Genomic DNA, 15,626 nt, shown 5'->3' with positions numbered 1-15,626 from the left:
TAAATGAGTTATATAAATTATTTATATAAACTAATTATATAATGCGCATATAAAATTTGCAAGCATATTTTTACGTAAAGGATATAAAAGAATAAATAGAAAAGTAAAGATTATTGTCAGATAATTCGATGAATTTGCAAAGGGGTCAGACCCCTGCCGCAGCAGGGGGCTGACCCCTTTCAAAATTTAGTCATCTTCTTCGCTCTGTATGGAATAGGTCTGTCTCTTTCTCGCCATCTCATCGCTCTCCAGGTATTCATCGTATGTCGTAATCTTATCGATGAGTTTTCCGCCCGGTACGATTTCCATGATACGGTTTGCCGTCGTCTGGACGATCTGGTGGTCGCGTGAACTGAACAACAGGACGCCTGGAAATTTGACAAGCCCGTTGTTGAGTGCCGTGATGGACTCCATATCCAGATGGTTGGTCGGCTCGTCCAGAAGGAGGACGTTGGCGCCGGATATCATCATCTTGGACAGCAGGCAGCGTACCTTTTCACCTCCCGAGAGGACCTTCACCTTCTTGACGCCGTCCTCGCCGGAGAAGAGCATACGTCCAAGGAATCCGCGCACGTAGGTGACGTCTTTTTCATCGGAATACTGGGTCAGCCATTCGACGATAGTATAGTCGTTGTCAAACTCGCTTCCGCTGTCCAGAGGGAAATAGGCCTGGGATGTAGTCACGCCCCATTTATACGTTCCCTCATCCGGCTCCATCTCGCCGGAGAGTATCTGGAACAGTGTCGTCTTGGCCAGTTCGTTTCCGCCGACGAAAGCTACCTTGTCATCGTGGTTCAGGGTAAATGATATGTCATCCAGTATCTTTTCTCCGTCGATCGTCTTGCTCAGGCCTTCGACAGTCAGCACCTCGTTGCCGATGTCACGGTTCGGGCGGAAGTCGATGTACGGGTACTTGCGGCTGGACGGCTGGATATCGTCCAGCTGTATCTTCTCCAGCGCCCGTTTTCTTGAGGTAGCCTGCTTGGATTTGGATGCATTGGCGCTGAACCGGGAGATGAATTCCTGCAGCTCTTTGATCTTCTCCTCCTTCTTCTTGTTCGCTTCTTTCATCTGCCGGATGAGCAGCTGGCTGGACTCGTACCAGAAGTCGTAGTTGCCGGCGTATAGCTTGATCTTGCCATAATCTATGTCTGCTATCTGTGTACATACCTTATTCAGGAAATAACGGTCATGGGACACGACGATAACCGTGTTGTCAAAATTGATGAGAAACTCCTCCAGCCATGCGATAGCATCCAGATCCAGATGGTTGGTGGGCTCGTCGAGCAGAAGGATGTCCGGGTTGCCGAATAATGCCTGGGCCAGGAGGACTTTTACCTTCTCCGGTCCATTCAGGTCCTTCATCATCTTGCCATGCATCTCTGCGTCGATGCCGAGGCCATTCAGCAAGGTTGCGGCGTCGGATTCCGCCTCCCAGCCGTTCATGGCCGCAAATTCACCTTCCAGTTCGCTGGCCTTGATCCCGTCCTCGTCTGTAAAGTCCTCCTTGGCGTAGATGGCTTCCTTTTCCTTCATGATTTCATACAGCCTGGCGTTCCCCATCATGACCGTATCCAGGACCATGTATTCATCGTATTGGAAATGGTCCTGCTGCAGGAAAGAAAGACGCTCCCCGGGAGTGATGATGACCTCCCCCTTGGAAGGCTCCAGCTGCCCGGAAAGGATTCTCAGGAAAGTGGATTTTCCGGCTCCGTTGGCGCCGATGAGGCCGTAGCAGTTGCCCTCTGTAAACTTGATGTTGACGTCTTCAAACAAAGCCTTCTTTCCAACCCGGAGTGTTATGTTGCTTGTGCTTATCATACTATCTATCTCCTTATATTTTATCTGATTTCAATGTGCACCTTCCGCGCCCGCAGGAAATTCAACACATAGACAACGCATATCATTTCTTCCGGGGAAGGCCAGGTGCTGTTGATTAAGCTGCACGTCGCCAGTATACACGGACGTTCCATTGCTTATATTATCAAATATGTAAGGAAATAGCAAGGCTTAAGCTATGGGTTGACATTTTAGGCAAAAACCTTGAAAATACAGATAGGAGGTGGAAGCCATCATGGACGGAACAAAAGCGACAGGGTATGGCAAGGCTGAAAATGTAGGGCTGAGCAGCGACGGGAAAAAAGTCGTCATCATAGACCAGACCGAACTTCCGGCAAGGAAGGTCCTGCTGGAGCTTGGAACACCCGGGGAGATGTATGATGCCATACGGAATCTGAAGGTGCGCGGCGCGCCGGCCATAGGAATATGCGCGGCCTGCTGCATGTACTGCCTGGCCCGGCAGATAGAGGCGGAGGATATGGATACCTTTATGAGAGAGCTTACGGCTTACGGGGACTACCTCGATTCCTCCAGGCCGACAGCAGTAAACCTAAGCTGGGCCATCCGAAGGATGCTTAAGACGGCCAGGGCACATATGCAGGAGGGCCGCGGCGGAGTTCTTGACGTGCTTGGCCGGGAGTGCCGGAACATACAGGAAGAAGACATCGCCATGTGCAGGGCCATCTCTGAATATGGCCTGAGCCTTATCCGGGAAGGCGACGGCATCCTTACCCACTGCAATGCGGGACCGCTTGCGACTTCCCGCTATGGAACGGCGCTCGGCCCGCTCATGCTCGGGGCGGAGCGCGGCATGAAGTTCAAAGTATATGCAGATGAGACGAGGCCGCTGCTCCAGGGGGCCAGGCTTACGTCCTATGAGCTGCTGCAGGCAGGGATCGATGTGACGCTCATCTGCGACAATATGGCTGCTACCGTCATGAAAAACGGATGGGTACAGGCCTGCTTCGTAGGCTGCGACCGTGTGGCTGCCAACGGAGATACGGCGAACAAGATCGGAACGAGCGGCGTCGCGGTCCTGGCGAAGTATTACGGCATCCCATTTTATGTGCTCGGACCTTCCTCCACGATAGATATGGACTGTACTACAGGTGACGGGATAGAAATCGAGCTGAGAGAGGAAGAAGAGATAAAGAAGAAGTATTATAAGCATCCGATGGCGCCGGACGGCGTAAAGTGCTATAATCCGGCATTTGATGTTACAGACCACAGCCTCATAACCGGTATCGTGACAGAAGAAGGCATACTGGAGGCACCGTATGAGGAAAGTATAAGAAGATTGTTTGATCAGAAGGAGATAAGAAGATGAAGAAAAGACCGGACTATGAATGCTACAGGAAAATCGCGGATCATATAAGAGAACGGATCGGGACGCCGCCAACCGTCGGTGTCGTCCTCGGTACCTGCCTCGGTGAGATTGAAAATGAGATTATGGATAAGACAGAGATATTCTATAAAGATATCCCGGGTTTTCTCGTCTCCACAGCACCGGGACATGCCGGCAAGCTTGTGTGCGGCACGCTCGGGAACAGGCGGGTACTTTGCATGGCAGGGAGGTTCCACCATTATGAAGGGTACAGCTTTGAAGAGCTCAGGATGCCGGTCTACGTATTCAAGCTTCTCGGCATCCGCACCTTGATTCTTACGAATGCGGCAGGTGCCGTCAATCTCAACTTTGAGACCGGCGATATCTGTGTCATCAAGGATCACATCAACCTGTGCGGGGTATCCCCGCAGCGTGGGGAAAACATCCCGGAATTCGGTGAGCGGTTCTTCAGCATGAACGACGTATATACGCCTTCGCTGCGCAAGCTGGCGAAAGAAACGGCGGTAGAGCTTGGATTCTCTCTTCAGGAGGGAACCTACTTTTTCGCACCCGGACCACAGTTTGAGACGCCGGCAGAAATCCGGGCCATGCGCCTTCTCGGTGCGGATATGGTAGGCATGTCCACCGTCCCGGAGGCGATTACGGCAGCCCACTGCAGGATGGACGTCCTCTGCCTGTCCCTGGCGACGAATCTGAGTGCGGACAGGGTACTTGACCACGATGTGACGGAAGACGTCAACCAGGTGGAAGATGTCGTGAGCGGACGGTTCCGCTCTCTGCTGACAGCCATAGTCAACAGGCTGGACGAGGGGGACATATCATGAATATAAGGCTTTACAATGCCAGAATCCTTTCTATGCAGGCGGGGTCCGGCATAGAGGAAGGGGAAGTATGGGTAAAGGGCAGCCATATCACCTATACAGGTCCCCGGAAAGATACAGAGACCGTGTGGGACAGGGAAATCGATGTAAAAGGCAATGTGGTGATGCCTGGCTTTAAGAATGCCCATACACATTCCGCCATGACGTTCCTCAGGTCGTACGCAGATGACCTGCCCCTTCTGGACTGGCTGGACAAACAGGTATTCCCGATGGAGGCAAAGCTTACACCGGACGATATGTACCATCTGTCCAGGCTGGCGGTCATGGAATATGTGACGAGCGGCATCACAGCCAATTTTGACATGTATATGGATCCCGCCAGCGTCGCGAAAGCATCTGCAGACTGCGGATTCAGGACCGTGCTCTGCGGCGCCATGAACAATTTCAGCCAGTCGCTGAAGGAGGAAGAACAGTGGTATAAGGAGCTGAATTCCTATCATGAGCTTATCAGCTTCTGCTTCGGGGCCCATGCGGAGTATACGACGTCGATGGAACTGCTTCAAGGGCTTGCGGGGCTGGCCCGCAAGTATAAGGCGCCGGTGTATCTGCACAATTCAGAGACCAGGGAGGAAGTGGAGCAGTGTATCGGCAGATACGGCAAGACGCCGACCGCGCTGCTTGACAGCCTTGGCATCTATGATTACGGCGGAGGCGGCTACCACTGCGTGCATATGACAGAGGAAGATCTGGATATCTTCACGGAAAAGGGCCTGTATGTGGTGACGAATCCCGGATCCAACACAAAGCTTGCCAGCGGCATCGCACCGATAAGGAAGATGATGGATAAAGGGATTCCGATTGCCATCGGGACAGACGGGCCGGCAAGCAATAACTGCCTTGACATGTTCCGGGAGATGTTCCTCGTAACAGGGCTTGCCAAGCTCAGGGAGCACGATGCGTCTGCCGTTGACGCGGCGGAGGTGCTCAGGATGGCGACGGTAAACGGGGCGCATGCCATGGGCCTTAAGGACTGTGATGTGCTGGCAGAAGGCAAATGCGCAGACCTGATCATAATCGATCTGCACCAGCCTAACATGCAGCCATTGAACAACATTACGAAAAATATCGTATACAGCGGCAGCAAGCAGAATATAGTGCTTACGATGGTTAATGGGAACGTGCTGTATGAGAACGGGACCTTCCATATAGGAGCAGAACCGGAGGAAGTGTATGCAAAGGCAAATGAAATCATCGGGCGTATGCGGTAACAGAAAGCGAGGAGTATAGATGAAGAAAGCGACGATCGTACTGGAAGGCGGTGCCACAAGGGGCGTATTCACGTCAGGCGCACTGGATTATCTCATGGAGAGGGACGTGTATCTGTCACATGTCATAGGAGTCTCAGCGGGAGCGTGCAACGGCGTGGATTACGTATCAAGGCAGCCCGGAAGGACGAGGGACTGTATGATACACAAAGAGAAGGAATATGACTACTACCATGGATTTGCAAAGTTCATAAAAGAAAAGAGCCTGCTCGATATGGACATGGTGTTTGACAAATATCCGAATGAGATTTTTCCATTTGACTTCGACACATACTTTGCCTCCGATATGGAGTGCGAGATCGTGACGACCAACTGTGTCACCGGACAGGCAGAATATATGAAAGAGGACAGAGACAGAGTGAGGCTCATGAAGCTGTGCCGGGCATCCAGCAGCATGCCCCTCGTCTCGCCTATCGTGAATATCGACGGCATTCCGTACCTGGACGGCGGACTGGCCGATTCCATACCTGTGAAGAGGGCGTCAGAACTCGGCAATGAGAAGATTGTCCTCATGCTGACAAGGAATCCGGGGTACCGCAAGAAGATGACTTCAAAGGCGCTGGCCAATGTATACCGCCGGGCCTACCGGAAGTATCCGAACCTCGTCAGGACGACGATACGGCGGAATTTTGAATACAACAAAGCGATGCGCCTCGTCGAACAGATGGAAGAGGAAGGGAGGATCTTCGTACTCCGCCCGCTTATTCCGACCGTATCGCGGCTGGAAAAGAACTACGACACGCTTATGGAATTCTATCAGCACGGCTATCATCTCATGAAAAGGGAATTTGGAAACCTGATGGAGTATCTCGACAGATAACAAGGAGGGAAAAAGATGTATCTATATGAACACAGCATTTCAACAAAAGGGGCACAGCAGATGTCCAAAGTGACGGACATGGTACGTGAAGATATCAGAAAAAGCGGGCTGGAACAGGGCATCGTGGTCGTGTACTCGCCACATACGACGGCAGGGTTCACGATCAATGAAAATGCCGACCCGGACGTCGTCCATGACATGCTCTGCGGCATGGAACGCGCGGTGCCGACGGATGCAGACTATTATAAGCATGTGGAAGGCAATTCCCATGCACATATCAAGACGAGCTTCATTGGCCCTTCCCAGACTCTGATTCTCCACGACGCAGATCTGCTGCTTGGCATCTGGCAGGACTTGTACTTCTGTGAATTTGACGGTCCAAGAAACCGGAGATTCTATGTAAAGATTATAGAGGGCTGATAGGATGGATAACAAGACGTTATTGGATTTCATGTCTGTGGCGGAGCGGCTTAAATGTACGGTCAGGCACTCCTTCACATCCGGCGGTCGGAGGGAGAGCGTGGCGGAACACGTGTACCGTCTCTGTGTCTTTGCATGGCTTGTGCAGGAGGAGTTTCCGGATCTGGATAAGGAGAAGGTGATGGAGATGTGCCTGTTCCATGACCTGGGAGAAGCTGTCACCGGAGATATCCCATGCTTCGAGAAGAAGGAAGAGGACCGCCAGACGGAGGAAAGCGCCGTACGGCGTGTAACGGAGATGCTTCCGGCGGACAGAAGAAAGAGGCTTGACGCCCTCTTTGATGAGCTGGAGGCGGGCAGGACAGGAGAGGCTAAGCTTGTCCATGCGCTTGACAAGATGGAAGCCCTCATACAGCATAATGAAGCTCCGATCGGCACATGGCTGCCACTGGAATATGACCTCCAGCTTACATACGGGCAGATGGAGGCAGAGGCATTCCCTTATACGAGGCAGCTCAGGAAGGCTGTAGAACAGGGCAGCATCGAGAAGATAGCGAAAGAGAGGGCGGAAAAGCACGGCGGAACAGAAACGTTCCATGTGAGCAGGGACAAGGAAAAGCTGGATTTTGGACGCATCGTACAGTTGATGCGCCAGTCGTACTGGGCCGGGACGCGTTCTGAAGAGATGATCAGGAAGGCGATGGAAGGTTCTGTCTGCTATGGCGTGTATGACAGAGAAGGATACATGGTCGGATATGCCCGTATTATTACCGACTTTGCCACTACCTTTTATCTGATGGATGTGATTATCGACGAGGACTACAGGGGGAAAGGACTTGGCACGCTCCTGATGGATGCTGTCATGGAGGATGTGGGCAGCCTGCACGGGGTGCTGCACACAGAAGACGCGGGAGCGTTCTACGAGAGATACGGCTTTACGCATGACGAAAGAAGGCAGGAAGTATTGATGGAAAAGGAGAGGAAAGACGGCTAGGAAGGGAGCAGGACGCTTCACTAGACAAGAAAACGTGCAGGATTGTGCTTACACATTATCCTGCACGTCTGAATATATCTACACAAAAAAGGAGATGACGTGTTTCAGCGTGCCGGCCTCGCCTACATTGCCCGGGAAGATGATATAGGGGATGCCCGGGTACCGGCTGTCGGGCCCCGTCTCCCAGGCGGGGATGCCGGGTGCCACCTGGCCGAGCACCACAGCATGCCTGATATGCAGCGCTTTCGTGGCAATGTCGCTGGAAGTGATGCCGCCTTTGGCGATGAGGAAGGAGGGTGCCGTATCTATCTGCACGGCAAAGGACTGCAGGGCATCTGATATGGATACAGAACGTTTTAAGACGGTTTCCTTCGTGTCACTGTCATATATCAGCTTCTTCCTCTTCGTATAGATGACCGCATGCCTGCCTTCACGGATGCAGGAGGAGGCCAGGGACAATATCCGTTGCCGTTCCGTTTCAAGGGCCTCCGGGTCGGTAATAAGGTCCGAGTTAAATTCCAGCAGCTCGATTCCGTCCAACCCTTCCAGCATGCCAAGCTGGGCTGTCGTCTTGCCGGTGTAGGATCCGATCAGGATGAGCGGTACAATGCCGTGCAGAACACCTTCAGATCGCAGTAGTCGGCTGCGTTCACGATAATCTTCCGGAAATCCGACGCTGAGAGCAGAAGTGATTCGACGCCGGTCGTATCCGCATTGCGGAGCAGGCGCAACGGAATGCATATGGCATCGCCGGCGGGGTACCGGCCCTCTGTCTTTTCCTCTACATACTGCCTCAGATCAGAAGAAGCATATCCGAAGGTGGTATCCCTGGCAAATTCTGTCTCGGCAGCAGGGATAAGCTCGTCCCCGGCCCTTACATAATGGATATTGTCTATGGTGAAGCGCCCCCCTTCTTTGAAGAACGGGCACAGCACCTCGCCGTCGATGGTATGGCCGGCATATGTCTCATATGTATCCTTCAGTACTTCCGTCTCAAGCGGATAGTGTCCGCGGAGCGTCGAGTCGCTCCTGCTTATGATGAGATAAGGGGTGCCTGCCTCCTCGGAGATCTGGTGGACCGTACGGGCAATCTCCTCATGTACCGCGGCACTTTCCGCAGAGGAGAGCGCTCTGGAGTTCGTCAGGACATAGAAGAGCTTTCCCTGTTCTTCAAAGCCTTCTCTTATGCTGCCGTAATCCCAGCGTGTGAACACGGAGACGCCGTGGACCGTCTGCGTCCCGGTCGGATCGTCGTCCAGCACGACGATCTTCCCCTGAAATGATGCTATCTCATCTGCCAGCAGCCTGTCGGCCGCTGATTCGTCGGGCCGTTGATATTCGTTCAGTACATCTGTATTCATGGCTGTTCATTCCTCTCTTCCTTTTCCCTTACAGTTCAGATATCCCGTTTCTGTACCTTGCAGTCGGCCAGATTTTCAAAATACTGTACAATCCCGCCGTGGTCTTCTCCCATATGCCCTTTTACCTTCATGACCTGCATGATTTCAAAGAGCTGGGAAGTGAGCGGTATCGGAGTGCCGATCAGGTGCGCTTCTTCTACTACATTCTTAATATCCTTGTGATTGATGTAGATGGGGCCGCCCGGTTTAAAATTGCGTTCCAGAATCATCGGCAGCTTGGCGATGCTTCCGCTACCCGTACCGCCGACAAGAAGAGCACTGGAGCCCATCATTTCCAGATAGGGGAGGACTTTGTGAAATGTCGCATCATCGCCGCCGACCATAAAGGACAGCGTACCGTCAACCGCTTTCGGCTCTCCTCCGCTTACAGGCGAATCCAGAAAAAAGCAGCCCTTTTCCTGAAGGAGACGGAAGCAGTAGTGGGAGTCCTCCGGCGCTACAGAGCTCATGTCGCAGACGACGGTTCCGGGGGCGATGGCCGTGCAGACACCACCTTCGGCAAATAAGGCCTCTTTTACGATGCCGCCGTTTGGGAGCATGAGAAATATGACATTACATGTACTTCCGATCCGCTCAGGAGTGGACTTGACAGCGCCCTCACAGACGAGACGGTCTGAGAGCGATTCCCTTACATCATATACATGTAGCTCTACGTGGTGCTTAAGTAAATTCAATGCCATTGGAGTCCCCATGATTCCAAGGCCGATAAAACCGATTTTGTCCATAGTTTATATTCCTTTCCGCTGCATATGCAACCTGCATCATAATAGCATGATAACAAATACCGGTATACCGATCAATGGAAAAATAGGAATTTCATAATATTTACTATATATCATCATCTATTATTGTGCATGTTTTAGGGAGAAGAAACTTGACCCGCTGACAGAAATTATTATATGCTTTACTATAGAACGAATATTGAGGGGGAAACCACGATGAAGCTACTGAAGCCACTGCAGATGCAGGCATATGAGTACATGAAAGAGAAGATCCTGAACAATGAATTTACACCTGGGGAAATCTATTCCGAGACAAAGATCGCTGCCGAGATAGGCATCAGCAGGACACCGTTCAGAGATGCTGTGCAGAGACTTGTGCAGGAGGGGTATATCGATATCATACCGAGCAAAGGGTTTATGCTGCATGAAATGGAAGTGAGGGATATCGTAGAGACGTTTCAAGTCCGCACCGCAATCGAAGGATACTGTGCGATGCTTGCGGCGAGAGAGGCAGATTCAGACAAAGCCGGAGAGCTGTTCACGGATCTGGAAGGGCTTATGGGGAAGCTCGTCAAATCGGCGGAGGATAATAATATGACCCGCTTTGTCGAGTGTGACAACCAGTTTCATCTGATGCTCGTGTCCTATGCAGGCAACTCTGCATTTGATGAGATGTTCGGCATGTATATCCATCGTATCAGGAACATGGCAATCTCATCATTGATGCATCCTGGCCGTGTAGCGGAGACGCTGAGGGAGCACGAAGATATCATAAGATCTATGAAATCAGGTGACATCGAAGCTGTCAACAATGCAATCGTGGCACATATGGAGAGGCCGAAAGAAATTATGCTCGGGGAACGCAGCTAAGAATATGTACATAATGCACAAAATGAGTCGTAGAAGATATAGATAATACACAAAAACGGTTGACAGAATGGCAATGATTTAATATGATTATCTCATGAATCAACCGGTATACCGGAATACAGATATAAAGAGGAACAGATTATGGAATATTTCAAGGCAGCCGTAGATGGGCTGGAGATTACAAGAGTAGGTCTCGGAACATGGGCAATGGGCGGCTCCGGCTGGGGCGGCATCGTCGACGAGCCTGCGGTAGAATGTGTAAGGGCAGCGATCGATATGGGGATTACGCTTGTAGATACAGCTCCTGCCTATGTAGCCGGACATTCAGAAGAGCGTGTACTTTATCGCAGACCCGGACGGATACTGGATAGAGATCGTTCCGGAAGAGGAGATGTAGAGCTTTATGTTAAAAGGAATACCTAAAATAATATCCCCTGAACTGCTGAAAGTATTAAGCGAGATGGGGCACGGAGACAGGCTGGTCATTGCCGACGGCAACTTTCCCGCACAGTCTGTCGGAAAGGACGGTATCGTCATAAGGTGCGACGGCCATACGGTCCCCGAGATTCTGGATGCCATACTGAAGCTGTTCCCGCTTGACCATTCCACGGACAAGCCGGTCATGCTTATGGAGGTACCGGATGGAGAAGATGTAAAGACGCCAATCTGGGACATCTTTAAGGTCATCATCGGAAAGCATGACGAGTGTGGAGGTGCTGTGGCAGGGACGATAGAAAAACCGGAATTTATAAAGATGGCGAAGGAATCATATGCCATCATCGCCACCGGCGAAGGGGCATTGTTTGCCAACATTATGCTGCAGAAAGGCGTCGTCTGAATGAGCCGGGCCTCAGCGAATGTGGCCGGACCGGGCCGCAGGCGGCTCCAGGCTTGACGGCCTGTATATAGCGGTATGCAAAAGGACGTGGATTACACGGGACAGAGACCGGGCAATAAGCCCTGCGTCTGATATGTCCGGATGTTCCACGTCCCTTTTGGTCTGTTTAATAGGAAACCTCCTGCAGGTACAGCCCCTTTGGATCGCAGGGGACGCTGACCGGCTTGGTTCCGGCAAAGATTTCCTCGATATCTTCTTTCTTACGTGTTCCAAAACCGATTTCCAGAAGCGTGCCGACGACGAGGCGGGCCATGTTGTGGAGGAAATCATCTGCATGTATGAGGATCTGCATCTCTTCCGTATCACCGTACACTTCGATCTCAAATATTTCCTTCACAGTAGTCTTGTTCTTCTTCACAGTGGAAAAGTTCTTGAAGTCATGCTTGCCGATGAACAGAAGGGCGGCCTGCTGCATGAGCTTCTTGTCCGGAATCTTAAAGCAGTGGTATGTATACTTGCGGTCAAATACGCTCGGCACATCGTCAATCGTCATTCGGTACACATAAGTCTTGGATGTGGCGTTAAGCTGCGCATGGAAACGGTCCGGCACATCTTCTACGTTGGTGATGGCAATGTCCATCGGAAGATACCGGTTCAGATAATGCTTGATTCCTAATATATCCATATCCGAACCTGTCTTGAAGTTGGCTACCTGTGCATATGCATGTACGCCTACCTCTGTCCGGCAGCCGCAGTTCAGCTCGATGATATACTCGTCCGTCATCTTGCGCAGCACTTCTATGATCTTATTCGACACCGTGTTGTTGGACTCCTCCTTGCCAAGGCGGCTCCAGCCCTGGTACCGGCTTCCGTCATATTCTATCGTCAGTCTGATGTTCCTCATATCTCTTCCGCTCCTTATCTTCTATATAAATGTGGCCTGGTAACCTATGCTGTTCATTCGTATGTAATCCAGTACATGAAAAATCAGTTTAAGTATACCAGATCTTATGATATAATGAAAGGGCTTGGCAAGAAATTGTAGAAAGTTGCAGAAGAAAGGGGAATGCATATGGTACGCTCCATGGCAAAAGAAGAACTCATGCGTCATGGCTGCCTCTGGGCAGGCAACGTACAAGAGGCATTTGAAACATTTGAGTCTGTCATCATATCTGCCGGCAGCAGAGAGAAGATGACGGCTTATTTTGACAGGATTCTGGCAGTAAATGAAGATGCCGCCTATGCGGACTTTTATTATCCGGTTCTGGAAGAGGACCAGAAACAGAAGTTCCTGTCAGGGCTTGACAGCCGCCAGATGGCTGTCCTGCGGAGGATGGAGACCGGCAGCAGGCAGGTATACTATCGTGCGGACAGGGAGATCATGGAGGTTCTTCTGGAAATTACGGTCACAGGCTGGCTGTTCTCCACTTTTTACTTTGCTCATAAAAAAGCCATAATCTGGGGAAATTATAATATGGAATTTCCGGTATTCTGTGAAAACAGGGAAACGCTTGCCTGTTACACAGGACTTGCCAAAGAATGCGGATTGGAGTGTCATGAATGAAAGCTGAGAGCAGAAAAGTATCAGAATCAGTGGTCGAGACCGTCCATATGGTCAGGCCGAACCATTTGAATGCAGCGGGCCGTCTGTTCGGCGGCATGCTCATGCAGTGGATAGATGAAGTGGCGGGGCTGGTAGGCAAACGCCATACAAGAATGAATGTTATCACCGCATCGGTCGATAACCTGCGCTTCCTTCGAGGTGCATACCAGAGGGACGTGATCATCATTATCGGCAAGGTGACCTACGTAGGCAAGACTTCCATGGAAGTAAAGGTAGACAGTTACGTGGAGTCGCTGAGCGGAGAACGCACGCCAATCAATCATGCGTTCTTTACCATGGTCGCGCTGGACGGCGAAGACCATCCGACGCCGGTTCCAAGGCTCATCCTGGAAAGCGGCGAGGAAAGGGAAGAGTGGGAGAAGGCCAAGAAAAGAAGAGAGATCAGGATGATGAGGAAGGAAGAAGGCTTCTGATGTAGACAGAAGCCTGGACATATACGCCGGAGGGGGAGGCGGATTTCTGCCATCCATCCCTTCCGGGCGTCAGTTTCATGTCATCCTATTTTTTGATATATCCCATGACCATCTTCAGCATCTGGTCAATCTGATCTTTTTCCTGTTTTGATTTTCCTTCTTTGAGTATTTCGAGTATCAGTGTAATCTCATCTGGAGAGAACTGGATTCCCTTCTTGTTCGCATTCGTAATGAGCGCCATAAGTACCGGGGCCAGGTTCTTGCCTGATTTTCCTTCCGTCTGTTTAGCTGCCGTCTTGATCAGTTCAAGCTTCAGCGGGTCAAGGTTCTTCATGGCCGGATTGTTCATCCATTCGTTCATATCTTTCTTCTCCTTCTTTCTTAGGGTTTTCGTTACTGTTATTATATGCCTGCGCCATGTCCGATTCGAACATATTGCTGTAGGTCTGGAACATTTCCTGCTGTTCCGGGTCCATCATGCCCATCATCATGTCCATGGGATTGAAGCCGCCGGACGCGCCGCTGCTGCCGTCCGCGGCCTGGGTACTCTGGACCATTTCCATCATATTCATCATCATTTCCATCTGATCCATCATTTCTTTTTCTTCCGGGGCCATGTAAGGCTTGAGGTCCTCGAACATTCCGAGAGGGGCGAAGCCTTTCCCGGAGCTCCTTGCGGCGCCCCGCTCCGGAAAGCCGTGGAAATAATCCATCGTATAGCGGAATTCCAGAAATTTGATATATATGGCGAGAAACCTCTGGTTAGAAGAAGGAGTGTATGGAAGCATCAGCTTTAGTGTATATAGATAAGGAGGAGTCACCATATTGTCAAACGGAGTCATGGGTTTTGGAGGTCTACGTTCCATAAGCACTCCTTTTTATAACGTTGTAAATATATATGTGGGTAAGAGTAGAAATATGAAAACGGGGAAAACTAATCTATATATTTTCCATATAATAACAATGAGCAGGAGAACAGGAGGGATATGGCATATGAACCGGAAACTGATCATTGACGGGAATGCAATCTATGAGATAGACGAGGACTGCATGTTGAAAAACAGGGTTAACGATGATAAGGATAAAAAAGAAGAGGAACACGCGGAAAACCGGGATGACAGCGGCAGCAGAAAGTAATCGGCCCGGATCCATTTGCACCTTCCGGCGATACGTGCTATATTTAGCCATATGACACGTAGCAAAAGCAGATGGGAGAATCTTATATGACACTCACACAATTGAAATATGCCATCACTGTGGCAAATGCAGGTTCCATCAACGAGGCGGCCAGAAGGCTGTTCATATCACAGCCGAGCCTGTCCTCGGCTGTCAGGGAACTGGAGGAGGAGATCGGCGTAGACATCTTCCGGAGGACGAACCGGGGGATATCCGTCACGCCGGAAGGCGAAGAATTTATAGGATACGCAAGGCAGGTCGTGGAACAATATGAGCTCGTAGAATCCAAATACATCGCGAAAGAAAAGACAAAAAAGAAATTCAGCGTATCGATGCAGCATTATACGTTCGCGGTGCATGCATTCGTAGAGATGGTAAAGCAGTTCGGGATGGACGAGTATGAATTTGCCGTCCATGAGACGAAGACGTACGAAGTCATAGAAGATGTGAAGAATTTCAGAAGCGAGATAGGCATCCTCTATGTCAATGACTTCAACCGCAATGTGCTGACGAAGCTGTTCCATGAATATAACCTGGAATTCCACGAGATACTCGTATGCGGCATCTATGTATTCATGTGGAAAGGGCATCCCCTGGCCGGCCGGAAGGAGATTGCACTGGAGGAGCTGGAAGAGTATCCGTGCCTTTCCTTTGAACAGGGGAATTATAATTCGTTTTACTTTGCAGAAGAAGTGCTGAGCACATATGAATATAAACGGCTCATCAAAGCCAATGACAGGGCTACGCTCCTGAACCTGATGGTGGGGCTGGACGGGTATACGCTCTGCTCCGGCATTATATGCGAGGAACTGTATGGCTCCGATTACTGCACCGTAAAGCTTAAGTCGGACGAGAAGATGTCCATAGGATACCTCGCCAGGAAAGGCGTGAACATCAGCCCTCTCGGGCAGAAATATCTGGAAGAAATTGCGAAGTTCAGGGATAAAGAGCTCAGGTAATGATAGAGCAGGACTTATAAGGGCAGCTGGCTATAGTTA

Annotated in this window: 18 protein-coding genes and 1 pseudogene; 13 read left to right on the top strand and 6 right to left on the bottom strand. The window is 50.7% G+C overall.

What is annotated here, in order from left to right; genetic code table 11:
* Window positions 1-186 precede the first annotated feature (186 nt).
* On the bottom strand, window positions 187-1,821 hold the full coding sequence (locus tag E1963_RS06950) for an ABC-F family ATP-binding cassette domain-containing protein (RefSeq protein ID WP_132276587.1): 1,635 nt from the start codon (window positions 1,819-1,821) through the stop codon (window positions 187-189).
* 253 nt (window positions 1,822-2,074) lie between these two features.
* Here E1963_RS06950 and mtnA point away from each other — a divergent pair, with 253 nt between their 5' ends.
* The 6 genes from mtnA to E1963_RS06920 are packed head-to-tail and all read left to right on the top strand — an operon-like array spanning window position 2,075 to window position 7,564.
* On the top strand, window positions 2,075-3,166 hold the full coding sequence (mtnA, locus tag E1963_RS06945; RefSeq protein ID WP_132276585.1) for an S-methyl-5-thioribose-1-phosphate isomerase: 1,092 nt from the start codon (window positions 2,075-2,077) through the stop codon (window positions 3,164-3,166).
* Window positions 3,163-4,008, top strand: a complete 846-nt coding sequence (locus tag E1963_RS06940) for a purine-nucleoside phosphorylase (RefSeq protein ID WP_132276583.1) — start codon at window positions 3,163-3,165, stop codon at window positions 4,006-4,008. The genes mtnA and E1963_RS06940 overlap by 4 nt, the downstream gene beginning before the upstream one ends.
* A complete protein-coding gene (locus E1963_RS06935; RefSeq protein WP_132276581.1) occupies window positions 4,005-5,273 on the top strand; it encodes an amidohydrolase in 1,269 nt (422 codons plus the stop codon). Before E1963_RS06940 ends, E1963_RS06935 begins: the two co-directional genes overlap by 4 nt.
* 19 nt (window positions 5,274-5,292) lie before the next feature.
* A complete protein-coding gene (locus E1963_RS06930) occupies window positions 5,293-6,150 on the top strand; it encodes a patatin-like phospholipase family protein (protein ID WP_132276579.1) in 858 nt (285 codons plus the stop codon).
* A gap of 15 nt (window positions 6,151-6,165) precedes the next feature.
* Window positions 6,166-6,570 carry a secondary thiamine-phosphate synthase enzyme YjbQ gene (locus E1963_RS06925; protein ID WP_132276577.1) on the top strand — a complete coding sequence of 135 codons (405 nt, stop codon included), beginning with the start codon at window positions 6,166-6,168 and terminating at the stop codon, window positions 6,568-6,570.
* Window positions 6,571-6,574: 4 nt separating this feature from the next.
* Window positions 6,575-7,564, top strand: a complete 990-nt coding sequence (locus E1963_RS06920; RefSeq protein ID WP_132276575.1) for a bifunctional HD family hydrolase/N-acetyltransferase — start codon at window positions 6,575-6,577, stop codon at window positions 7,562-7,564.
* A 78-nt stretch (window positions 7,565-7,642) separates the two neighbouring features.
* On the opposite strand, the pseudogene E1963_RS22570 reads toward E1963_RS06920, so the two are convergent.
* Together E1963_RS22570 and E1963_RS06910 are read right to left on the bottom strand one after the other, a co-directional pair.
* A pseudogene (locus E1963_RS22570) lies at window positions 7,643-8,925 on the bottom strand (four-carbon acid sugar kinase family protein).
* 35 nt (window positions 8,926-8,960) lie between these two features.
* On the bottom strand, window positions 8,961-9,710 hold the full coding sequence (locus E1963_RS06910) for an NAD(P)-binding domain-containing protein (protein ID WP_132276573.1): 750 nt from the start codon (window positions 9,708-9,710) through the stop codon (window positions 8,961-8,963).
* Between the two features lie 213 nt (window positions 9,711-9,923).
* Between E1963_RS06910 and E1963_RS06905 the strand changes: the two genes are divergently transcribed.
* From E1963_RS06905 to E1963_RS06895, 3 genes are all read left to right on the top strand, one after another.
* A complete protein-coding gene (locus E1963_RS06905; protein ID WP_167482137.1) occupies window positions 9,924-10,577 on the top strand; it encodes a GntR family transcriptional regulator in 654 nt (217 codons plus the stop codon).
* Between the two features lie 141 nt (window positions 10,578-10,718).
* Complete coding sequence (locus E1963_RS06900; RefSeq protein ID WP_132276569.1) at window positions 10,719-11,000, top strand: aldo/keto reductase; 282 nt, start codon at window positions 10,719-10,721, stop codon at window positions 10,998-11,000.
* Window positions 10,981-11,415, top strand: coding sequence for an RbsD/FucU family protein (locus tag E1963_RS06895; RefSeq protein ID WP_132276567.1), 435 nt, complete (start codon window positions 10,981-10,983; stop codon window positions 11,413-11,415). Before E1963_RS06900 ends, E1963_RS06895 begins: the two co-directional genes overlap by 20 nt.
* A gap of 166 nt (window positions 11,416-11,581) precedes the next feature.
* Here E1963_RS06895 and truA read toward each other — a convergent pair whose 3' ends face one another.
* Entirely contained in the window at window positions 11,582-12,319 is a 738-nt protein-coding gene (gene truA, locus E1963_RS06890) for a tRNA pseudouridine(38-40) synthase TruA (RefSeq protein ID WP_132276565.1), read from the bottom strand.
* Window positions 12,320-12,499: 180 nt separating this feature from the next.
* Here truA and E1963_RS06885 point away from each other — a divergent pair, with 180 nt between their 5' ends.
* Both E1963_RS06885 and E1963_RS06880 read left to right on the top strand, forming a co-directional pair.
* On the top strand, window positions 12,500-12,979 hold the full coding sequence (locus E1963_RS06885; protein ID WP_145964169.1) for a hypothetical protein: 480 nt from the start codon (window positions 12,500-12,502) through the stop codon (window positions 12,977-12,979).
* Complete coding sequence (locus E1963_RS06880; protein ID WP_132276561.1) at window positions 12,976-13,452, top strand: acyl-CoA thioesterase; 477 nt, start codon at window positions 12,976-12,978, stop codon at window positions 13,450-13,452. The genes E1963_RS06885 and E1963_RS06880 overlap by 4 nt, the downstream gene beginning before the upstream one ends.
* A gap of 85 nt (window positions 13,453-13,537) precedes the next feature.
* On the opposite strand, the gene E1963_RS06875 is transcribed toward E1963_RS06880, so the two are convergent.
* Window positions 13,538-13,813, bottom strand: coding sequence for a hypothetical protein (locus tag E1963_RS06875; protein WP_132276559.1), 276 nt, complete (start codon window positions 13,811-13,813; stop codon window positions 13,538-13,540).
* Window positions 13,773-14,318 (bottom strand): hypothetical protein, encoded by a 546-nt coding sequence (locus E1963_RS06870; RefSeq protein ID WP_243117614.1) that lies wholly within the window; start codon window positions 14,316-14,318, stop codon window positions 13,773-13,775. The genes E1963_RS06875 and E1963_RS06870 overlap by 41 nt, the downstream gene beginning before the upstream one ends.
* 127 nt (window positions 14,319-14,445) lie before the next feature.
* Between E1963_RS06870 and E1963_RS19630 the strand changes: the two genes are divergently transcribed.
* Both E1963_RS19630 and E1963_RS06865 read left to right on the top strand, forming a co-directional pair.
* Window positions 14,446-14,589 (top strand): hypothetical protein, encoded by a 144-nt coding sequence (locus E1963_RS19630; protein ID WP_167482136.1) that lies wholly within the window; start codon window positions 14,446-14,448, stop codon window positions 14,587-14,589.
* Window positions 14,590-14,675: 86 nt separating this feature from the next.
* Entirely contained in the window at window positions 14,676-15,587 is a 912-nt protein-coding gene (locus E1963_RS06865; RefSeq protein ID WP_132276557.1) for a LysR family transcriptional regulator, read from the top strand.
* The last annotated feature ends 39 nt before the right edge of the window (window positions 15,588-15,626 follow it).

Source organism: Extibacter muris (assembly GCF_004345005.1).
Classification (GTDB): Bacteria; Bacillota; Clostridia; order Lachnospirales; family Lachnospiraceae; genus Extibacter; species Extibacter muris.
This window is presented reverse-complemented; position numbering and strand designations above follow the sequence as displayed.

Coding starts and splice junctions, on each gene's coding strand:
- E1963_RS06935 (WP_132276581.1), top strand. CDS start 4,005: ATGAATATAAGGCTTTACAATGCCAGAATCCTTTCTATGCAGGCGGGG.
- E1963_RS06880 (WP_132276561.1), top strand. CDS start 12,976: ATGAAAGCTGAGAGCAGAAAAGTATCAGAATCAGTGGTCGAGACCGTC.
- truA (WP_132276565.1), bottom strand. CDS start 12,319: ATGAGGAACATCAGACTGACGATAGAATATGACGGAAGCCGGTACCAG.
- E1963_RS06910 (WP_132276573.1), bottom strand. CDS start 9,710: ATGGACAAAATCGGTTTTATCGGCCTTGGAATCATGGGGACTCCAATG.
- E1963_RS06885 (WP_145964169.1), top strand. CDS start 12,500: ATGGCAAAAGAAGAACTCATGCGTCATGGCTGCCTCTGGGCAGGCAAC.
- E1963_RS06925 (WP_132276577.1), top strand. CDS start 6,166: ATGTATCTATATGAACACAGCATTTCAACAAAAGGGGCACAGCAGATG.
- E1963_RS06895 (WP_132276567.1), top strand. CDS start 10,981: ATGTTAAAAGGAATACCTAAAATAATATCCCCTGAACTGCTGAAAGTA.
- E1963_RS19630 (WP_167482136.1), top strand. CDS start 14,446: ATGAACCGGAAACTGATCATTGACGGGAATGCAATCTATGAGATAGAC.
- E1963_RS06930 (WP_132276579.1), top strand. CDS start 5,293: ATGAAGAAAGCGACGATCGTACTGGAAGGCGGTGCCACAAGGGGCGTA.
- E1963_RS06940 (WP_132276583.1), top strand. CDS start 3,163: ATGAAGAAAAGACCGGACTATGAATGCTACAGGAAAATCGCGGATCAT.
- E1963_RS06950 (WP_132276587.1), bottom strand. CDS start 1,821: ATGATAAGCACAAGCAACATAACACTCCGGGTTGGAAAGAAGGCTTTG.
- E1963_RS06875 (WP_132276559.1), bottom strand. CDS start 13,813: ATGAACGAATGGATGAACAATCCGGCCATGAAGAACCTTGACCCGCTG.
- E1963_RS06920 (WP_132276575.1), top strand. CDS start 6,575: ATGGATAACAAGACGTTATTGGATTTCATGTCTGTGGCGGAGCGGCTT.
- E1963_RS06905 (WP_167482137.1), top strand. CDS start 9,924: ATGAAGCTACTGAAGCCACTGCAGATGCAGGCATATGAGTACATGAAA.
- E1963_RS06870 (WP_243117614.1), bottom strand. CDS start 14,318: ATGGAACGTAGACCTCCAAAACCCATGACTCCGTTTGACAATATGGTG.
- E1963_RS06865 (WP_132276557.1), top strand. CDS start 14,676: ATGACACTCACACAATTGAAATATGCCATCACTGTGGCAAATGCAGGT.
- mtnA (WP_132276585.1), top strand. CDS start 2,075: ATGGACGGAACAAAAGCGACAGGGTATGGCAAGGCTGAAAATGTAGGG.
- E1963_RS06900 (WP_132276569.1), top strand. CDS start 10,719: ATGGAATATTTCAAGGCAGCCGTAGATGGGCTGGAGATTACAAGAGTA.